Genomic DNA, 17,338 nt, shown 5'->3' with positions numbered 1-17,338 from the left:
TCGGTGCGTTGGGCAAGGAAGCCCGGCGTATCCAATCGATTGCGCCTTGCGACAACCAGGTTGAAATGTTAAAAGAAGCCCCTTCAATAAAAACGACACAGGGGAAGGGCGTGAAAAACGCGTCAACTGCATCTGACACCAGCGTGTCTGATGCCGCGTCAACAAATGAGCCGACGCTTCAACGAGGGTTGCAAAACCGCCATATTCAGTTAATTGCACTGGGCGGTGCAATTGGTACGGGCCTGTTTTTAGGCATTGGCCCGGCTATTCAGATGGCGGGACCTGCGGTGTTACTGGGTTACGGTGTGGCCGGGATCATCGCTTTTTTGATTATGCGTCAACTGGGCGAAATGGTAGTGGAAGAACCCGTTTCCGGATCCTTTGCCCACTTTGCCTATAAATACTGGGGACCGTTCGCGGGTTTTCTGTCCGGTTGGAACTACTGGGTGATGTTTGTGCTGGTCGGTATGGCGGAACTGACAGCGGCCGGGATCTACATGCAGTACTGGCTGCCCGATGTCCCGACCTGGATTTGGGCCGCGGCATTCTTCGTGATCATCAACGCCGTCAATCTAGTCAACGTACGTCTGTATGGCGAAACGGAATTCTGGTTTGCACTGATTAAAGTGCTGGCCATTATCGGCATGATTGGTTTTGGCGTGTGGATGCTGTTTTCCGGTAACGGCGGGGAACATGCAAGCATCGATAATCTGTGGCGTTACAACGGCTTTTTTGCTACCGGCTGGAACGGATTAATTCTGTCGCTGGCAGTGATTATGTTCTCCTTTGGCGGGCTGGAGCTTATCGGGATTACCGCCGCGGAAGCGCAGGATCCGCAGAAAAGCATTCCAAAGGCGGTAAACCAGGTGGTGTACCGTATTCTGCTGTTTTACATCGGTTCTCTGGTGGTGCTGTTGGCGCTATACCCGTGGGTGGAAGTGAAATCCAACAGCAGCCCGTTTGTGATGATTTTCCATAATCTTGATAGCAACGTGGTGGCTTCTGCGCTGAACTTTGTCATCCTGGTGGCTTCGCTGTCGGTGTATAACAGTGGCGTCTACTCTAACAGTCGTATGCTATTTGGTCTCTCGGTTCAGGGGAACGCACCGAAGTTCTTAACCCGCGTCAGCCGTCGCGGCGTACCGGTTAATTCACTGATCCTTTCCGGTGCTATTACGTCGCTGGTGGTACTGATCAACTATGTGCTGCCGCAAAAGGCCTTTAGCCTGCTGATGGCGCTGGTGGTGGCGACGCTGCTGCTGAACTGGATTATGATCTGCCTGGCACATCTGCGATTCCGGGCGGCGATGCGTCGCAAAGGACGTGACACACAGTTTAAAGCGCTGCTGTATCCAGCAGGGAACTACCTGTGTATTGCTTTCCTTGGCATGATCCTGGTGCTGATGTGTACGATGGATGAGATGCGCCTGTCAGCTATCCTGCTGCCAGTGTGGATCATTTTCTTGTTTGTGGCCTTTAAACTGCTGCGTCGTAAGTCCCGCTAAGTTTCTACCGATCTCATCCTGGTGATGAGATCGGTGATTTATCTATTCTGCAGATTAACGCTGAAACGCGCCAGACAGTGCGCGAATATCGTTTCCGGTAGGCGACTGATGAATGCGCAGGCCAAACTCTTCGACCACGGCAAAGATATGGTCGAAGATATCAGCCTGAATACTTTCATATTCCAGCCAGACCACCGTATTGGTAAAAGCATAAATTTCGATTGGTAATCCGTGATCGTCTGGCGCAAGCTGGCGCACCATTAACGTCATATCTTTGCGAATACGCGGGTGATGACGCAAATATTCGTTCAGATAAGCGCGGAAGGTACCAATATTGGTCATTTGGCGGTGATTCAATACCGATTCAGGCGCATCTAATTGCTGATTCCACTCGTTGATTTCCTGGTGACGCGTGGTCAAATACGGTTTCAGCAGGTGTGCTTTATGCAGTCGCTGACGCTCATCCTCATCAAGAAAATGGATACTGGTGGCATCAATGCTGATGCTGCGTTTAATTCTCCGACCACCTGAAGCCGACATTCCGCTCCAGTTTTTAAAAGAGTCTGATACCAGTGACCAGGTGGGGATCGTGGTGATGGTGTTATCCCAGTTGCGCACTTTGACGGTGGTTAAACCAATATCGATAACAGCACCGTCTGCACCGTATTTCGGCATTTCCAGCCAGTCGCCAAGCTTAAGCATGTCGTTGGCCGAGAGCTGTATTCCGGCCACCAGACCGAGAATCGGGTCTTTAAATACCAGCATTAGCACGGCTGCCATGGCACCCAGACCGCTTATCAGTATTGCCGGCGATTGACCTATCAGCAGGGAAATCATCAGGATCCCGACCAGGATGGCGGCGATCAGTTTGATACCCTGAAATATACCTTTTAAGGGTAATTGGGATGCGGCTGGGAGCTTTTGTGACAGGTTGAGAATAACGTCCAGCAGAGAAAACAAGGACAGCAGGGCGTACATCATGATCCACAGCTGTGCGCAGGTCACTAATATATCTGCCGCTTCACTGCCTTTTTGTAGCCAGAGTGTAGCCTGTATATTGACGATGATACCTTGCAGCGTAAACGCCAGGCGGTGGAATAATTTGTTCTGCGTGATAATTTGCAACCACAGACGGGAACTGGTGCTGGCGCGTTTTTCAAATGCGCGTAATACCACCCAGTGCAAAATAACGTGAACAATAATGGCGGTGATAAAAATAATGCCAAAAATCATCACCAGCGAAGTGGTGTGATTTATTTCAATGCCGAGTTCTTCTACCTGAGATATCAATTCCTGCATAACGTCTCCTTAATAAACAGCGGTCTATGATGACCGCTGTGTGGAGCTTATGCAAATGTGGGGACTAGACTTCTGTCAGCGTTGTTTCCAGCGGCAGACGGGATTTCGGCAGCGCGGCGTTGAAATCTTCTACGCTGTGATGACCCACCGGGACCACCACTACGCTGGTGAAACCTTTTTCTTTCAGACCAAACTCTGCATCCATCACCGCCGCATCAAAGCCTTCGATCGGCACTGCATCCAGACCCATTGCTGCAACGCCCAGCAGGAAGTTACCAACGTTCAGATACACCTGTTTTGCCATCCAGTGGTTGTCATCTTTCAGTTCTTTGCGATGCATATCAGCAAAGAAGGTACGACCTTTGTGGTTTGCAGCTTTAGCTTCAGGGGTGGCGAAGCGGCCATCGCTCTCTTCCTGATCCACCACGCGCTCCAGCCACGCGTCGTCCATCGCCGTTTTGGCGCAGAACACTACTACGTGGGAAGCATCCAGCATTTTACGTTCGTTGAACACAAAGCCGCCGGCTGCGGATTTGGCCACACGCGCTTTACCTTCATCAGTGCTGGCAACGATAAAATGCCATGGCTGAGAGTTGGTGCTGGATGGGCTAAACTGCAGCAGCGTTTTTAATTTTTCGGCCTGCTCAGCGGTCAGTTTTTTAGTCGGATCGAATGCCTTAGTGGAGTAACGTTTTAAGGCGACAGAAACAATATCCATAACTACTCCTGGTGGTTTTTTATACCCTGCGGGTACGTTTTGTTTCAGCAGGGTACAGGGTTAGCAGGAAAAAGATAAGACAGGAAAATGCAAAAACACTCATCGGGGTTAACGATAAATCAATCTGGACGCAGGCGTTTTTGATCCCGCTTCGGCAAGCCGTCAACGACGCGGTGCCAGGAATCATTCACCAGCTCTGCCAGTAATGACTCGGTAATGTCGTCGCCCGGATAGACCGAGATCCAGTGCTTTTTATTCATGTGATAGCCGGGTTTAATGCTGGGGTAGATCTGCTGGTTTAACAGTGATTTTTGTGGTTCGGATTTCAGGTTAATAAGCGGACGTCCGCGAAGCTCCGTGACCAGCATAAAAATTTTACCGCCAACCTTGAAGACATCGTATTCCGGGCCGAATGGCCAGCAGTGTTCGGTAAAAGGCAGTTCGAGCGCAAGGCGTTTCGCACAGGTAGGCAGGGTTTGGCCGTCCATTATTGTTCCTCGCGGGTTAGAGCGCGCCACATCGCTTCAAATCCCATCGATATGTATTCCTTGGCCCGGGCAGAGTCTCGGGCAGCGAACTCCATGGTGGTTTCCGCCAAAGAGAGAAAAAGGCCATCGCCAAAGGCGCGATATTCGTCAGACATAAACTCAGGTCGTACGTAACGATGACAAAGATCGCGCAGTTCGGGGAACATATCGTCAGCCTGCTGTTCTGTTTCTTTGCTGATTTTCTCGCTAACGGCTAACTGGCGAATCGTGCGATGCCCACAGGTGTGGTTCAGGCCCCAGCTAATGTAGCTGTTCCAGATATAGTGAGTCATGGTTTTGGCATCGGTCACTGAGCGATCCAGATTTGCCATCATCGACTGACAGAGATCGTGCTTTAAAAAGAGGTAAAGCTCGTTGATCAAATCATCTTTGGTCGCGAAATAGCGAAACAACGTTCCCTCCGCAACACCTGCATTGCGGGCAATTACGGCGGTAGACGCCGCAATACCTGATTGTGCAAATGCTGTGGTTGCAGCTTCCAGTAATGCCAATTTTTTGTCTTCACTCTTCGGACGAGCCACTACACTTTACCCTTAAGTTGTAAAAAGCATGATTGAATCACGGCCTTTGCAGCACCGCAACGGTGAATGTCAAAGATTGAAAATCATCTTGACGGCGAACTTTCGATTTCTATAATGAGTGCTTACTCACTCATAATCAAGAGTCAGTCACGCAAACCAGCGGAAAGGGGGCGTGTTTAAGGTCAGGATATGAAGCGTCTCACAGTTTGTGTGGTTGTTATTATGCTCATTGGCGCAGCTGCAAGTTTACCGTTTTTACTCAATGCCGGGTTTGGTCAGGCACCGAAAGGGGCACAGCTGAGTCAGGTTGAACAGTCACCGCACTATCGTGATGGACAGTTTCATAACCAGGTGCCAACACCGGGCTATACCGGCAACAAAAGTATGCTGGCTGCCTGGTGGGAGTTTTTGGTCGCTAAGCGCGAAAATGCGCGGCCAGCACATCCGTTGCCATTGGTGGCGACCGATCTCGCCGGGTTATCTCCAGAGCAGGACACGCTTGTCTGGCTGGGTCACTCTTCGTGGTATTTGCAGCTGGCGGGTCAACGTATCCTGATCGATCCCGTGTTTAGCAACTATGCCGCACCGCTTTCATTCCTGAACAAAGCCTTTGTCGGTGATTATCCGTGGTCCGCACAGACGATGCCGGAGATCGATCTGCTCATTATCTCGCACGATCACTATGACCATCTGGATCTCGCCACGATCAAGGCGTTAATGCCGAAAATTAAGCGGGTGATTACGCCGCTTGGCGTAGGGTCACATCTACGTTATTGGGGAATGCGCGGCGAGATAATCGACGAGATGGACTGGAATCAATCCATCAGAGTAACGGATTCGCTGATCGTTCATGCGTTGCCAGCCCGTCATTTTTCGGGGAGAGGCATCAAGCGCAATCAGACGCTATGGGCGAGTTTCATGTTTGAAACGCCGGAGCAGAACGTTTATTACAGCGGCGATTCCGGCTATGGACCGCATTTTAAAGCCATCGGCGAGCAGTTTGGCTCGGTTGATTTGGCGATTATGGAGAACGGCCAGTATGACCATGACTGGAAGTTTATTCACATGATGCCGGAAGAGACGGCACAGGCTGCGGTCGATCTGCATGCGAAAGCCGTTCTACCAGGGCATGCAGGTCGTTTCGTTCTGGCGAAACATACCTGGGATGATCCTTACAAACGACTGGCGCTTGCCAGCCGTCGTTACAATTACCGATTGCTGACGCCAATGTTGGGTGAACCGGTAATACTGTCCGAACCGGACCAACTGTTTACGGCCTGGTGGCAACAGGTGACTCAATGAATACAGGGGAGAGCATGATGACGATTTCTGCTCAGGTAATTGATACGATTGTTGAATGGATTGATGATAATTTGAATCAACCATTGCGCATTGATGATATTGCACGCCATGCGGGATATTCAAAATGGCACCTGCAGCGTCTTTTTATGCAGTATAAAGGCGAAAGCCTCGGGCGTTACATTCGGGAACGTAAGCTGCTACTGGCCGCGCGCGATCTACGCGATACCGACCAGAAAGTGTACGACATCTGTTTGAAATACGGATTCGATTCGCAGCAGACCTTTACGCGTATTTTCACCCGTACGTTCAGCCAGCCGCCGGGCGCTTATCGCAAAGAAAATCATAGCCGAACGCATTAACAGCAAAGGGTTCTCGCGGGTCTAATCCGCCAGCGAGAACCAGCGCCGCCAGATGAAGCGCAGCACCAAATATTCAATCACACCCAGCAGTAAAAACCACAGAAAAAACAGCAAAGTATAAAACTGATTGAGATCCATCAGATGAAAAATGGCGACGAGTTTTTGCGCCAGCACCAGGCCAAGCGAGGGGGCGGGCAGCAGCAGGCAAGACAAAAAAGCCAGCAGCAGGATCCCTGCTACGGTCATCAGTGATTCAAGCGGGTGTTTCATAACATTGTTAAACTTGAGTTAAAAAGCCATTGTCCGGGATCTCTGCGGGCAACGCAAATTCCCACGCTCAAAGCCCGGTCCAAATCTCACAATGTTTTTTCACCAGACCACTCAGTGACCCGCCTTCGGCGACGAAGTCACGCATGTTTTGTGCTTCATCATGATCATTTTTAACCTGCAGGTGTATAGCTTCAATCGCGCTGGTCACGCCCACTTTATCCGCAGAAACCGCAACATTCTCCAGTAGTCGCAATGTGTCATCTGACAGGCGACAACCGTCGCCGGTATTGACGTCGGTGATGATTCCCGCCATACCAAAGCGGCAGGCCTGAAAACGATTGAATTTATACAACAGGTAATCACGCTCCTGGTGCTTGAACGGCCGTTTGGTGAGTAACCAGTGGGCGGTAGCCTGAATAAGCCCTGCCATATTGACCGCATGATCAAGGGTCAGTGGCGTATCCATTACCCGAACCTCTACCGTGCCAAAGTGCGGGCTGGGACGGATATCCCAATGTAAATCTTTAATACTATCAATCATGCTGGTGTAAGCCAGTCGACGGAATAGCCCCTCGAATTCTTGCCAGTTATTCACCCATGGCATCGGGCCATTATCGGGAAATCCGGAGAATATATTCAGTCGCGCGCAGGCAAACCGCGTGTCGGACGTCTGCATATAAGGTGAAGCGGCAGAGAGCGCAATAAAATGCGGAACAAATCGCGACAGGCCGTGCAGAAGGTATATGGCATCGCCGCCGTTTGCGCAGCCGATATGCACATGCTGGCCAAATACCGTCGCCTGCTGAATAAGATAACCGAAATTTTCCAGGTTACGCCGATAGCGTTCGTCATCGCAGACTTCCTGACGTTGCCATTTTTGAAATGGATGCGTACCCCCGCCACAAATGGCGAGGTGCTGCTCTGCAGCAACCCGCGTGATTATCTGCTGCATAGCGGATAATTCAGCACTCGCCTGGTCGATATTGCGACAAACTCCGGTCGCCATCTCCAGCATACTTTCCGTGATATCGTGCTTCACTTCTCCGGCGGTAAGCAGTGGCTTTACGGCGTCAATCAGCCGGGAAGAATCCTGACTCAGGTCGTAGCCCGGAGGATTGACCACCTGCATTTCCAGTTCAATGCCTAACGTGAAAGGGTCAGAAACATGAAAATCGGGAAGTGGCATAAGACTCTCTTCAGCGTTGATTTTTAATCAGTATAGAAGGGCGGCTGATTTTCTGTTCGTTGTCAGATATTCCATGGTGACGCTTTGAAGGTGAAATGGCCGATGTTATAACTATTTTTTACTTCGCAACTGGGGTTGAATCGTGCCGGAAATAAATCTTTATGGGCAGACCGTCGGCGATGTTGTGCCGGACTGGAATGGCGCTGCCGTACTGCCACGGGAAACGCTTGTCGGTCAATATTGTCGACTGGTTCCTCTGGATGCCGACAGCCATGCCGCCGATCTGTTTGATGCCTACGCGCAGGCACCGGACGATCGCGACTGGACCTGGCTTGCAAGCTCTCGCCCCACAAGCGTTGAGGCTGCAGCTTGTTGGGTTGAGGGGAAATCCACTGATGCCTCTCTGGTTCCCTATGCCGTCATTGATCAGCGTTTCGGACGAGCCGTCGGGCTGGTGTGTTTTATGGCGATCGAACGAGAGCACGGTTCGGTCGAAATTGGTCATGTGACCTGGTCACCGCGCATGAAAAATACGGTACTTGGCACCGAAAGCATCTGGCTGCTGCTGCGCCAGGCGTTTGCGTTGGGTTATCGTCGTGTGGAGTGGAAATGCGATTCTCTGAACACCGCTTCTCGACGGGCGGCGGAACGCCTTGGATTTATCTTCGAAGGACGCTTTCGCCAGAAGATTGTGCGCAAGGGTCGCAATCGCGACAGCGACTGGTTATCGATGATTGACGGCGAATGGCCCCAGTGTGACGCCGTGTTACAGCGCTGGCTGGCGGCGGAGAACTTTGATGAACACGGGCGGCAACGCCGGTCAATGGCGGACTTTGTTACAAAGTCGCTTCACACAGAGTAATGATGTTTTCATCATGCTGAAACCAGCGAACATTAACTTCCTGCCCGGCGAGGTTTTGCGAAAATGACGGGGTGATTTGCACCGTTAAGTGTGTCGCTGTGAGTGCAACTATTTTGGCGCTGGCAAATCCCGGCAGCTCCGATGCCTGCGCGGAAAATGTTTTATACACGCTCTCTTTGGCGGAAAACGCCAAGGTTAAGGCGAGCGGAAAGGGAACCAAACTGAACTGTAAAAGCCGTTGTTCACAGTTATCGATAATACCGCCAGTCAGCTCAACTGCGGTTTGTGGCGTAAAAATAGCTTCTATATCCAGTCCGACGGGATGCGTCGATACCACCGCCAGCGCAGTTGACATACTGTGGCTGATGCTGCCAAACAACTTTTGTGGCCACAGCGGTTGTCGCTGCCCGCCGATGCCAGGCACAGTTTTGATACCGTATTCACGTAATGCATGTACTGCGGCAATACGCCCCGCTAAGTGCTCAGCTTTACGCTTACGCCCACAGGATTGAAGCTGAGTATGGTGGGGGAGCCAGAGCAGGTCGTGCTCATGGAAGCTGTCGGGATCGAACTCGACAATGTGCAGCGTGTGCTCTGCGAAAGTGAGCGTTGTGTGCGTTGTGTGCATCATAGTTATGATTTCCCTCTCCCCGCAGCGAGGAGAGGGAAAGCGTTATCAGAAGTGTGTGTTAACGCTCATGAACCACGTCCGGCCCGGTTCGTTATAGGTGTACGCGCCAGCGCCCGCCATATAGTCGCCAGTTTTGATATCACTGGTTGTTTGGGCATTACCTTCACGCCACAGACGTTTGTCGAAGACGTTATCCACGCCGCCGGTCAGGCTGACGTTTTTCGTCACATCCCAGGTCGCGCTCAGGCCGACGATGCTGTACGGGCTCACTTCCTGGGCTGAACTACCGGTTACCGGTTTACCCTGGTAATCGTATTTCTTCGGCTGTTGTTTGCCGTACCAGGTAAAGGTGGATTGCAGTGACAAATCTTCACGCGCCTGCCAGCTTAGCGTTGAGTTCAGAGTGTATTCAGGAATAATCGACAAGCGTTCGCCGGTCTCTTTATTCTTACTTTGCAGCATGTAAGTGATGTTGTTGGTCCAGGTAACGGTTTCGCTAACCGGTACGTTCAACGTCCCTTCCAGGCCTTCCACCACCGCTTTAGGTACGTTTTCCCACTGATAGATATCGGTGTAGGTTGTTGTTTCTTTACCCGTAGTCGGGTTTTTCTGGGTAATTGACGTTCTGCTTAGCGGTACAGTCCCCGCTTCGATCTTGTTACGGTAATCGTTGCGGAACCAGGTTACGCCGGCCAGCCAACCGTCACGTTTGAACTCCAGACCAATCTCTTTGTTGATACTGGTTTCGGCCTTCAGGTCATCATTGCCCATCATGTAGCAACCAATGCCCGTCGCAGAACCGGTGGCATAGCAGCCCTGGCCTTTGCTGTACAGAATATAGTTCGGGTTAGTCTGGTACAGGCTAGGTGCTTTATAGGCCCGTGCGATACCCATTTTCAGCGTAAAGTCGTCGCCCAGACCTTGGGACAGGTTCAGGGACGGGCTCCAGTTGTCACCAACGACGCTGTGGTGGTCGAAGCGCAGACCCGGCGTCAACATGGTGCTGTCGGTCAGCTCCATGTTATTTTCTGCAAACAGGGAGAAAATTTCAGCCTGTGAATACGGGCTACGATCGGTGCTGCTGGCACCAGGTATGTTCCCGCCCATAAAGGTCTGGGTATTGGAACTCATGTCTTTCATACGCTGCTGGTTCCATTCGGTACCGAGCGTCAGGTTCTGGTTAACCAACAGGTCGAATGGAATGCTAATTTCGCTGTGCAGGGTGACATCCGCCAGGTCAGTGTCGGTAAATTGATTACTGTTAAATAACCCTTCAAGGCCACCTGCCAGACCTTCACCCAAACGGGAGTTACGGGTGTGTTCGTATTGCGCCCAGTTGCTGGTGGTAATGCCGTTGTCCCAGCCGCCGTTCCACGTCAGCGCATAGTTCTGGCGGTACATACGGTTAGTTTCTTTACCGTAGTATTTTTTTACCAGCCCGTTAGTTTTGTTATCGTTGTTGGTGTTTTGAGTGTCACCCGCATACAGGTTGCCCTGACGGCTGTAGCCGGCTTCAAACTCCAGCGATTGCATTGGGGCAAAATCCCAACGCAGCAGACCGTTGATATCTTTGTTTTTTACCCCTTCACGACCCGCAGGCATCGTATCGGCATATGACCCTGTACGTGCTGACTGGTGACCGTCGTTGATGTCCCAGGCATCGGCCTGGGTTTTGTCGAGGTTACCGTTCAGGCGGAAGCTGAAATCTCCGCCCAGCGGGCCATTCAGACTAAAGTTGGTACGCTTGGTTGAACCTTCTTCTTTGTGTTCCGGGGCGTTGAAATAGGTATTCCAGGAACCATGCCACTCATCGCCGCCTTTCTTGGTGATGATATTCACCACACCGCCAGCTGCGCCATTGCCATAGCGTGCTGCGGCAGGACCGCGCAGCACTTCAATACGTTCAATCATTTCCGGAGCAACCCATGCGGTATCGCCGCGGGTATCGCGCTCGCCGCGCCAGCCCTGGCGCACGGAGTTACGGCTGGTAACCGGTTTACCGTCGATCAAAATCAGGGTGTTTTCTGGCCCCATGCCGCGAATGTCGATCTGGCGGTTGTTGCCGCGCTGACCGCTGGTTGAGTTACCGGTCAGGTTAACGCCAGGCATGGTACGGATGATTTCCGACACATCGCGAGCGGGAGGGTTCTTACGAATTTCATCAGCGGTAATGGTTGAAACGCCCGGCGCCTGCAGGTTCTGCTGGGCGGCGGTAACGACGATGGTGTCTTCATGAGAGACAGCGACGCTATCGGTTTGATCTTCTGCCATTGCTGGCAGGGCTACCCCGTAAATCCCTAAATTGACCAATAAGGCCAGTGAATGAATCTTGTTGTTCATTGTATGTCCTGCTGTTCTTTTAGCCACGAGTACCAATGTGCCGTGGTGCGGCATTTGGTCTGATGTCGCCCGCATCTGCGTAAACTATCCATTCCAGAAAAAGTACGCAGCGCCAGGTCGGTTTATAAGTGGTGAAAAACTGTACGCGCTTCCCACAGCGCGACAATACGCTATTGCAAATGCAAATAGTTATCAATAATATTATCAATATATTTCACGCTAGATCATAAAATTTCACAATAAACATGGGGTTATGGCTGTGACGACGTTAAAGATGGGAAGCGAGGCGTGGTGGCAGTCGAAAAAAGGCCCGGAGTGGGAGCGTGAAGACAACGGAAATTATCGGGTAACCTTCTGGTGGCGTGACCCACAGGGAACGGAAAAAGAGTCAGCCATTCATCGCGTTTGGGTTTATATCACCGGCGTCACCGACCATCATCAAAATGCCACCCCTCAGTCGATGCGACGCATTGATGGAACAAATGTTTGGTGCTGGCGTGTTTCTCTCAGCGCCAACTGGCGCGGCAGCTACTGTTTTATCCCGACAACACGAAACGATATCTTTTCCTCGCTGGCGGTGGGCGCAGCGCCTGACCGAAGCGCACTGCGTGAAGGCTGGCGGCAATTGCTGCCGCAGGCCATTGCCGATCCCCTTAATCCGCAGAGCTGGCAGGGCGGTCGCGGTCATGCGGTGTCTGCGCTGGAAATGCCGGAGGCGCCCGTACAGCCCGGATGGGATCGCCCTGAAAATCCCGACTCGCCCGCTGTTTGTCTGCAATGGCGTAGCGCCAGACTCGGCAATACGCGTCGCGTATGGGTGTTTACCACTGGTGATGCTCAACCGGATTCTCGTCCGTTGGCTATCCTGCTGGACGGGCAGTTTTGGGCACAGAGTATGCCGGTTTGGCCTGCGCTAACTTCACTTACGCATCGTGGACACCTTCCTCCTGCCGTTTATCTCCTGATTGATGCCATTGACACGGCTCACCGTAGCCGCGAACTGCCGTGTAACGCGGATTTTTGGTTGGCGGTACAAGAGGAGCTGTTGCCGCTGGTGAAGACGACGACCGCATTCAGTGACGATCCGCAGCGTACTGTGGTCGCCGGACAAAGTTTTGGCGGGTTGTCATCGCTGTATGCCGGGCTGAACTGGCCCGCGCGCTTTGGCTGTGTTCTTAGCCAGTCGGGCTCTTACTGGTGGCCGCATCGTGGTGGTGGTCAGGACGGAGCGATCGTCGAGCAACTGAAGACCGGGACCATCAGCGCTCAGGGACTGCGTATTGTCCTGGAAGCGGGGATCCGCGAGCCCATTATTTATCGCGCTAATCAGGCGTTATATGCCCAGTTACCTTCTGCACCACAGTCTATTTTCTGGCGTCAGGTTGATGGTGGACACGATGCGCTTTGCTGGCGCGGCGGTCTGATGCAAGGGCTAATGACGCTCTGGCAACCGCTTACCGACACGATTTAACCGGACGACGTTCCACGACAGGAGTTGAGTATGGAATTCAGTAACCCCTTCGATAATCCGCAGGGCCAGTTTTACATTCTGCAAAATCCCCAACGTCAGTTTAGCCTTTGGCCGCAGCAGTGTTCACTTCCTGCTGGTTGGCAAATTGCTTGCGAACCCCAATCCCAGGAAGCCTGCCAGCAATGGCTGGATGCAAACTGGACCACGCTGACGCCCGCGAACTATGTCGATATGCAGGAGGCTCCATGACTCAGCGTTTACCGTTAGTGGCGGCTCAGCCGGGGATCTGGATGGCGGAAAAACTCTCCACATTGCCCTCGGCGTGGAGCGTGGCGCACTACGTAGAATTAACCGGCGAACTGGACGCGTTGTTGCTGGCGAAAGCGGTTGTGGCGGGCCTGGGGCAAGCCGATACCTTGCGAATGCAGTTTAGCGAAGATAACGGCGAGGTCTGGCAATGGGTGGATCCTGCGCTCACTTTTGCGCAACCCGAAATCATCGATCTGCGCGAAAAATCCAACCCACATGAGGCGGCGCGTTCGTTGATGCAGGCAGACCTGCAGCAGGACATACGTGCTGACGGCAATAAGCCGCTGGTTTTTCACCAGCTTTTACAGGTGGGAGATAAACGTTGGTATTGGTATCAGCGTTACCATCATTTGCTGGTCGATGGCTTCAGCTTCCCGGCCATTACCCGCCAGATAGCCGCAATCTATCGCGCATGGCTAGATGGCGAGTCTACGCCAGACTCGCCTTTTACGCCGTTCGCCGAGGTGGTGGAAGAGTATCAACAGTACCGTCAAAGTGATGCCTGGCAACGCGACGGCGCCTTCTGGCGCGAGCAGCGAAAGCAACTCCCACCTCCTGCTTCGCTGTCGAACAATCCGTTGCCGGGACGCTCGGCCAGCGCGGATATTATTCGCATGAAGTTAACCGCGCCTGAAGGAGCGTTTCGCCGGCTTGCGGCACGCATGCCTGACGTTCAGCGTGCGGATCTGGCCCTCGCGCTGGTGGCATTGTGGCTGGGACGTTTATGCAGCCGAATGGATTATGCCGCCGGGTTTATCTTTATGCGGCGCATGGGCTCGGCGGCGTTGACGTCCACTGGACCGGTTTTAAACGTTCTGCCATTTGGTGTGAGGCTGGATGCGGCAGAAAACTTGCCTGCGCTTGCACAACGACTGGCCGGACAGTTGAAGAAAATGCGTCGGCATCAACGTTATGATGCCGAACAAATCGTTCGCGACAGCGGGCGTGCAGCCGGTGCAGAGCCGCTGTTTGGCCCGGTGCTGAACGTGAAAATATTCGACTATCATCTGAATATTCCCGGCGTTCAGGCGCAAACTCATACGCTGGCGACAGGACCGGTGAACGATCTTGAACTGGCGTTGTTCCCGGATGAAAACGGAGGGCTGAGTATTGAAATCCTGGCCAATAAACAGCGCTACGATGCAGAAACGCTGGCGCAGCATGCCTCGCGTTTAATCGGGCTTATCGAGCAGTTTGCTGACAATCCGTCGCTATGCTGCGGCGACGCCGGGATGCTGTTGCCTACAGAACATGAGCGGCTGGCGAAGATTAACGACACGACCGTGGAGATCCCGTTCACTACGCTTAGCGCACTGGTGACACAGCAGGCCGATAAAACGCCGGATGCCCCGGCGCTGGCCGATGCCCGTTATCAGTTTAGCTATCGCGAAATGCGCCAGCAGGTCGTGGCGCTGGCGAGCCTTCTGCGCGAACGCGGCGTCCGTCCTGGCGACAGCGTAGCTGTGGCATTACCGCGTTCTGTGTTCCTGACGCTGGCGCTGCACGGTATTGTGGAAGCCGGAGCTGCCTGGCTGCCGTTGGATACCGGATACCCGGACGATCGCCTGCGGATGATGCTCGAAGACGCGAAGCCAAAATTGTTGATAGCGACTGAAGAGCAACTGGCGCGTTTTAGCGATATCCCAGGGCTGGAAAGTCTCTGCTATGACTCGCCGCTGCCAGCAGAAGATGCTGCTCCGTTGGCGCTATCTCAACCCAATCATACGGCCTATATCATTTTTACTTCCGGTTCTACCGGTAGACCAAAAGGGGTGATGGTTGGGCAAACCGCCATCGTTAACCGTCTGCTGTGGATGCAAAATCACTATCCGCTGACCGCAGATGATGTGGTGGCGCAAAAAACGCCATGCAGTTTTGACGTCTCGGTATGGGAGTTTTTCTGGCCGTTTATTGCCGGGGCAAAACTGGTCATGGCAGAACCTGAAGCGCACCGCGATCCGCTGGCGATGCAACAGTTCTTTGCCCGTTATGGGGTGACGACCACGCACTTTGTCCCCTCTATGTTGGCCGCTTTTGTCGCTTCACTGACGCCGGAAACCGCGCGGGAGAGTTGTGCCTCTCTGAAACGGGTATTTTGCAGCGGCGAAGCCTTGCCAGCCGATTTATGCCGTGAGTGGGAGCAGTTGACTCATGCGCCACTGCACAATTTGTACGGACCAACGGAAGCTGCGGTCGATGTGAGCTGGTATCCGGCCTGGGGAGAAGATCTCGCTGCCGTAACCGGCAACAGCGTACCGATTGGCTATCCGGTTTGGAATACCGGTTTACGCATTCTGGATGCCATGATGCGCCCGGTGCCTTTCGGCGTAGCGGGCGACCTGTATCTGACGGGGATCCAACTGGCGCAAGGCTATCTGGGGCGTCCGGATCTGACGGCGAGCCGCTTTATCGCCGATCCGTTTAACGTCGGTGAACGTATGTACCGTACCGGAGATGTGGCGCGCTGGCTGGAAAATGGCGCGGTGGAATACCTCGGGCGCAGCGATGACCAGCTTAAAATTCGTGGACAGCGCATTGAGCTCGGCGAGATTGACCGGGTGATGCAGCAGTTGCCTGATGTCGAGCATGCCGTTGCCCATGCCTGCGTATTCAACCAGGCTGCGGCGACAGGCGGCGATGCGCGTCAACTTATGGGGTATCTGGTGTCGCAATCGGGTTTGCCGCTGGATACGGCTGTGTTGCGGGAACGTCTGCGCGAAAAACTGCCTGCGCACATGGTACCGACGGTATTGTTACAACTGGCGGAGTTGCCGCTTAGCGCGAACGGTAAACTGGATCGTAAAGCGCTACCGATGCCGCAGTTGACGTCGCGTGTTTCCGGGCGCGCACCGCGATCAGGGACTGAGACCACCATCGCGCAGTCTTTTGCGGCCTTGCTGGATTGTGAGGTGAATGATGTAGAGGCTGATTTCTTTGCGCTTGGTGGGCATTCGCTGCTGGCGATGAAGCTGGCAGCGCAGTTGAGCCGCATTTTTGAGCGTCAGGTGACGCCCGGGCAGATTATGGTGGCTTCCACCGTGGAACAACTGAGCGCATTGCTGGAGAGCAATGATGATGAACAGTCGCAGCGTCTGGGATTCGAGACGCTATTGCCACTGCGTGAAAGTCACGGCCCAACGTTGTTCTGCTTCCATCCGGCGTCGGGTTTTGCCTGGCAGTTTAGCGTGCTGTCGCGTTATCTCAGCCCTCAGTGGTCGATTATGGGTATTCAGTCGCCACGACCGGATGGCCCGATGCAAACGGCGGAAAATCTCGACTCGGTATGCGAACATCACCTGGCAACGCTGCTCAGTCAACAACCTCACGGACCTTACTATTTATTAGGTTATTCGCTGGGCGGCACGCTGGCACAGGGGATCGCCGCGCGCTTACATGCCAGAGGAGAGACGGTTGCATTCCTCGGTCTGTTGGATACCTGGCCGCCAGAGACGCAAAACTGGCAAGAAAAAGAGGCCAATGGGCTGGATCCAGCGGTGCTGGCGGAGATCGAGCGTGAACGCGAAGCCTTTCTGGCGGCGCAGCAGGGGAATGCGTCAGAGGCCTTATTTAACGCGATCGAAGGCAACTACGCCGATGCGGTTCGCCTGCTCACCACGGCGCACAGCGTGCCGTTTGCAGGTCACGCCACGCTGTTCGTTGCTGAGCGTACCTTAGTGCCGGGTGTCAGCCCTGAACGTAGCTGGGCCCCGTGGATATCCAGTCTGGATGTTTACCGCCACGACTGCGCGCATGTTGATATTATTTCCCCCACCGCGTTTGAGGCGATAGGACCTGTAATAAATACGCTGATTAATAAATCTGTGTAACAAGACGAATATTGCAATCGCGGTGATCGAACAGCTCTACAATGTAAAGAATATGTTGTGGAGTTGTTGTTTTTGTGCGGTGCAAGGTGATGAAAGGGGTGAATAAATTCCGAATATAATTTTTGGTAGGGCGACAAGCGCAAAGAGTGTTTCGGATAATTCTGACTAGCTGGTAGACTTCTCCCACAGG

The 17,338-nt window shown here is 53.1% G+C and carries 15 protein-coding genes; 7 read left to right on the top strand and 8 right to left on the bottom strand.

Annotated features, from left to right (window positions below; translation table 11 throughout):
* Positions 1-110 precede the first annotated feature (110 nt).
* Positions 111-1,505 carry a phenylalanine transporter gene (gene pheP / locus GFB57_RS21185; protein WP_003021979.1) on the top strand — a complete coding sequence of 465 codons (1,395 nt, stop codon included), beginning with the start codon at positions 111-113 and terminating at the stop codon, positions 1,503-1,505.
* Between the two features lie 54 nt (positions 1,506-1,559).
* Here pheP and GFB57_RS21180 read toward each other — a convergent pair whose 3' ends face one another.
* The 4 genes from GFB57_RS21180 to GFB57_RS21165 all read right to left on the bottom strand — a co-directional run bounded on the left by GFB57_RS21180 (position 1,560) and on the right by GFB57_RS21165 (position 4,591).
* On the bottom strand, positions 1,560-2,804 hold the full coding sequence (locus tag GFB57_RS21180) for a mechanosensitive ion channel family protein (RefSeq protein ID WP_003021981.1): 1,245 nt from the start codon (positions 2,802-2,804) through the stop codon (positions 1,560-1,562).
* Between the two features lie 64 nt (positions 2,805-2,868).
* The gene (gene nfsB / locus GFB57_RS21175; RefSeq protein WP_003021982.1) at positions 2,869-3,522 is read right to left on the bottom strand and encodes an oxygen-insensitive NAD(P)H nitroreductase; all 654 of its coding nucleotides are present in this window, start codon (positions 3,520-3,522) and stop codon (positions 2,869-2,871) included.
* A gap of 119 nt (positions 3,523-3,641) precedes the next feature.
* On the bottom strand, positions 3,642-4,010 hold the full coding sequence (locus GFB57_RS21170) for an MmcQ/YjbR family DNA-binding protein (protein ID WP_003021985.1): 369 nt from the start codon (positions 4,008-4,010) through the stop codon (positions 3,642-3,644).
* Positions 4,010-4,591, bottom strand: coding sequence for a TetR/AcrR family transcriptional regulator (locus GFB57_RS21165; RefSeq protein ID WP_003021988.1), 582 nt, complete (start codon positions 4,589-4,591; stop codon positions 4,010-4,012). The genes GFB57_RS21170 and GFB57_RS21165 overlap by 1 nt, the downstream gene beginning before the upstream one ends.
* 189 nt (positions 4,592-4,780) lie before the next feature.
* On the opposite strand from GFB57_RS21165, the gene GFB57_RS21160 reads away from it, so the two are divergent.
* Both GFB57_RS21160 and GFB57_RS21155 read left to right on the top strand, forming a co-directional pair.
* On the top strand, positions 4,781-5,893 hold the full coding sequence (locus tag GFB57_RS21160; RefSeq protein WP_003021993.1) for an MBL fold metallo-hydrolase: 1,113 nt from the start codon (positions 4,781-4,783) through the stop codon (positions 5,891-5,893).
* Between the two features lie 17 nt (positions 5,894-5,910).
* A complete protein-coding gene (locus GFB57_RS21155) occupies positions 5,911-6,252 on the top strand; it encodes a RamA family antibiotic efflux transcriptional regulator (protein WP_003021996.1) in 342 nt (113 codons plus the stop codon).
* A gap of 21 nt (positions 6,253-6,273) precedes the next feature.
* On the opposite strand, the gene GFB57_RS21150 is transcribed toward GFB57_RS21155, so the two are convergent.
* Both GFB57_RS21150 and GFB57_RS21145 read right to left on the bottom strand, forming a co-directional pair.
* Complete coding sequence (locus tag GFB57_RS21150; RefSeq protein ID WP_003021999.1) at positions 6,274-6,522, bottom strand: DUF1158 domain-containing protein; 249 nt, start codon at positions 6,520-6,522, stop codon at positions 6,274-6,276.
* Between the two features lie 67 nt (positions 6,523-6,589).
* A complete protein-coding gene (locus GFB57_RS21145; protein ID WP_003022002.1) occupies positions 6,590-7,708 on the bottom strand; it encodes a YbdK family carboxylate-amine ligase in 1,119 nt (372 codons plus the stop codon).
* Positions 7,709-7,850: 142 nt separating this feature from the next.
* On the opposite strand from GFB57_RS21145, the gene GFB57_RS21140 reads away from it, so the two are divergent.
* Entirely contained in the window at positions 7,851-8,570 is a 720-nt protein-coding gene (locus tag GFB57_RS21140; protein WP_003022005.1) for a GNAT family protein, read from the top strand.
* Here GFB57_RS21140 and entD read toward each other — a convergent pair.
* Positions 8,545-9,198, bottom strand: coding sequence for an enterobactin synthase subunit EntD (gene entD, locus GFB57_RS21135; RefSeq protein WP_032932690.1), 654 nt, complete (start codon positions 9,196-9,198; stop codon positions 8,545-8,547). The genes GFB57_RS21140 and entD overlap by 26 nt on opposite strands.
* Before the next feature lie 48 nt (positions 9,199-9,246).
* On the bottom strand, positions 9,247-11,541 hold the full coding sequence (locus GFB57_RS21130; protein ID WP_003022009.1) for a TonB-dependent siderophore receptor: 2,295 nt from the start codon (positions 11,539-11,541) through the stop codon (positions 9,247-9,249).
* A 253-nt stretch (positions 11,542-11,794) separates the two neighbouring features.
* Here GFB57_RS21130 and fes point away from each other — a divergent pair, with 253 nt between their 5' ends.
* The 3 genes from fes to entF are packed head-to-tail and all read left to right on the top strand — an operon-like array spanning position 11,795 to position 17,148.
* The gene (gene fes, locus GFB57_RS21125; RefSeq protein WP_003022012.1) at positions 11,795-13,012 is read left to right on the top strand and encodes an enterochelin esterase; all 1,218 of its coding nucleotides are present in this window, start codon (positions 11,795-11,797) and stop codon (positions 13,010-13,012) included.
* A 30-nt stretch (positions 13,013-13,042) separates the two neighbouring features.
* On the top strand, positions 13,043-13,261 hold the full coding sequence (locus GFB57_RS21120) for an MbtH family protein (RefSeq protein ID WP_003022015.1): 219 nt from the start codon (positions 13,043-13,045) through the stop codon (positions 13,259-13,261).
* On the top strand, positions 13,258-17,148 hold the full coding sequence (gene entF / locus GFB57_RS21115) for an enterobactin non-ribosomal peptide synthetase EntF (RefSeq protein WP_003022018.1): 3,891 nt from the start codon (positions 13,258-13,260) through the stop codon (positions 17,146-17,148). The genes GFB57_RS21120 and entF overlap by 4 nt, the downstream gene beginning before the upstream one ends.
* Positions 17,149-17,338: the final 190 nt, after the last annotated feature.

This window comes from Citrobacter sp. S39 (genome assembly GCF_009495675.1).
GTDB lineage: Bacteria > Pseudomonadota > Gammaproteobacteria > Enterobacterales > Enterobacteriaceae > Citrobacter > Citrobacter freundii.
This window is presented reverse-complemented; position numbering and strand designations above follow the sequence as displayed.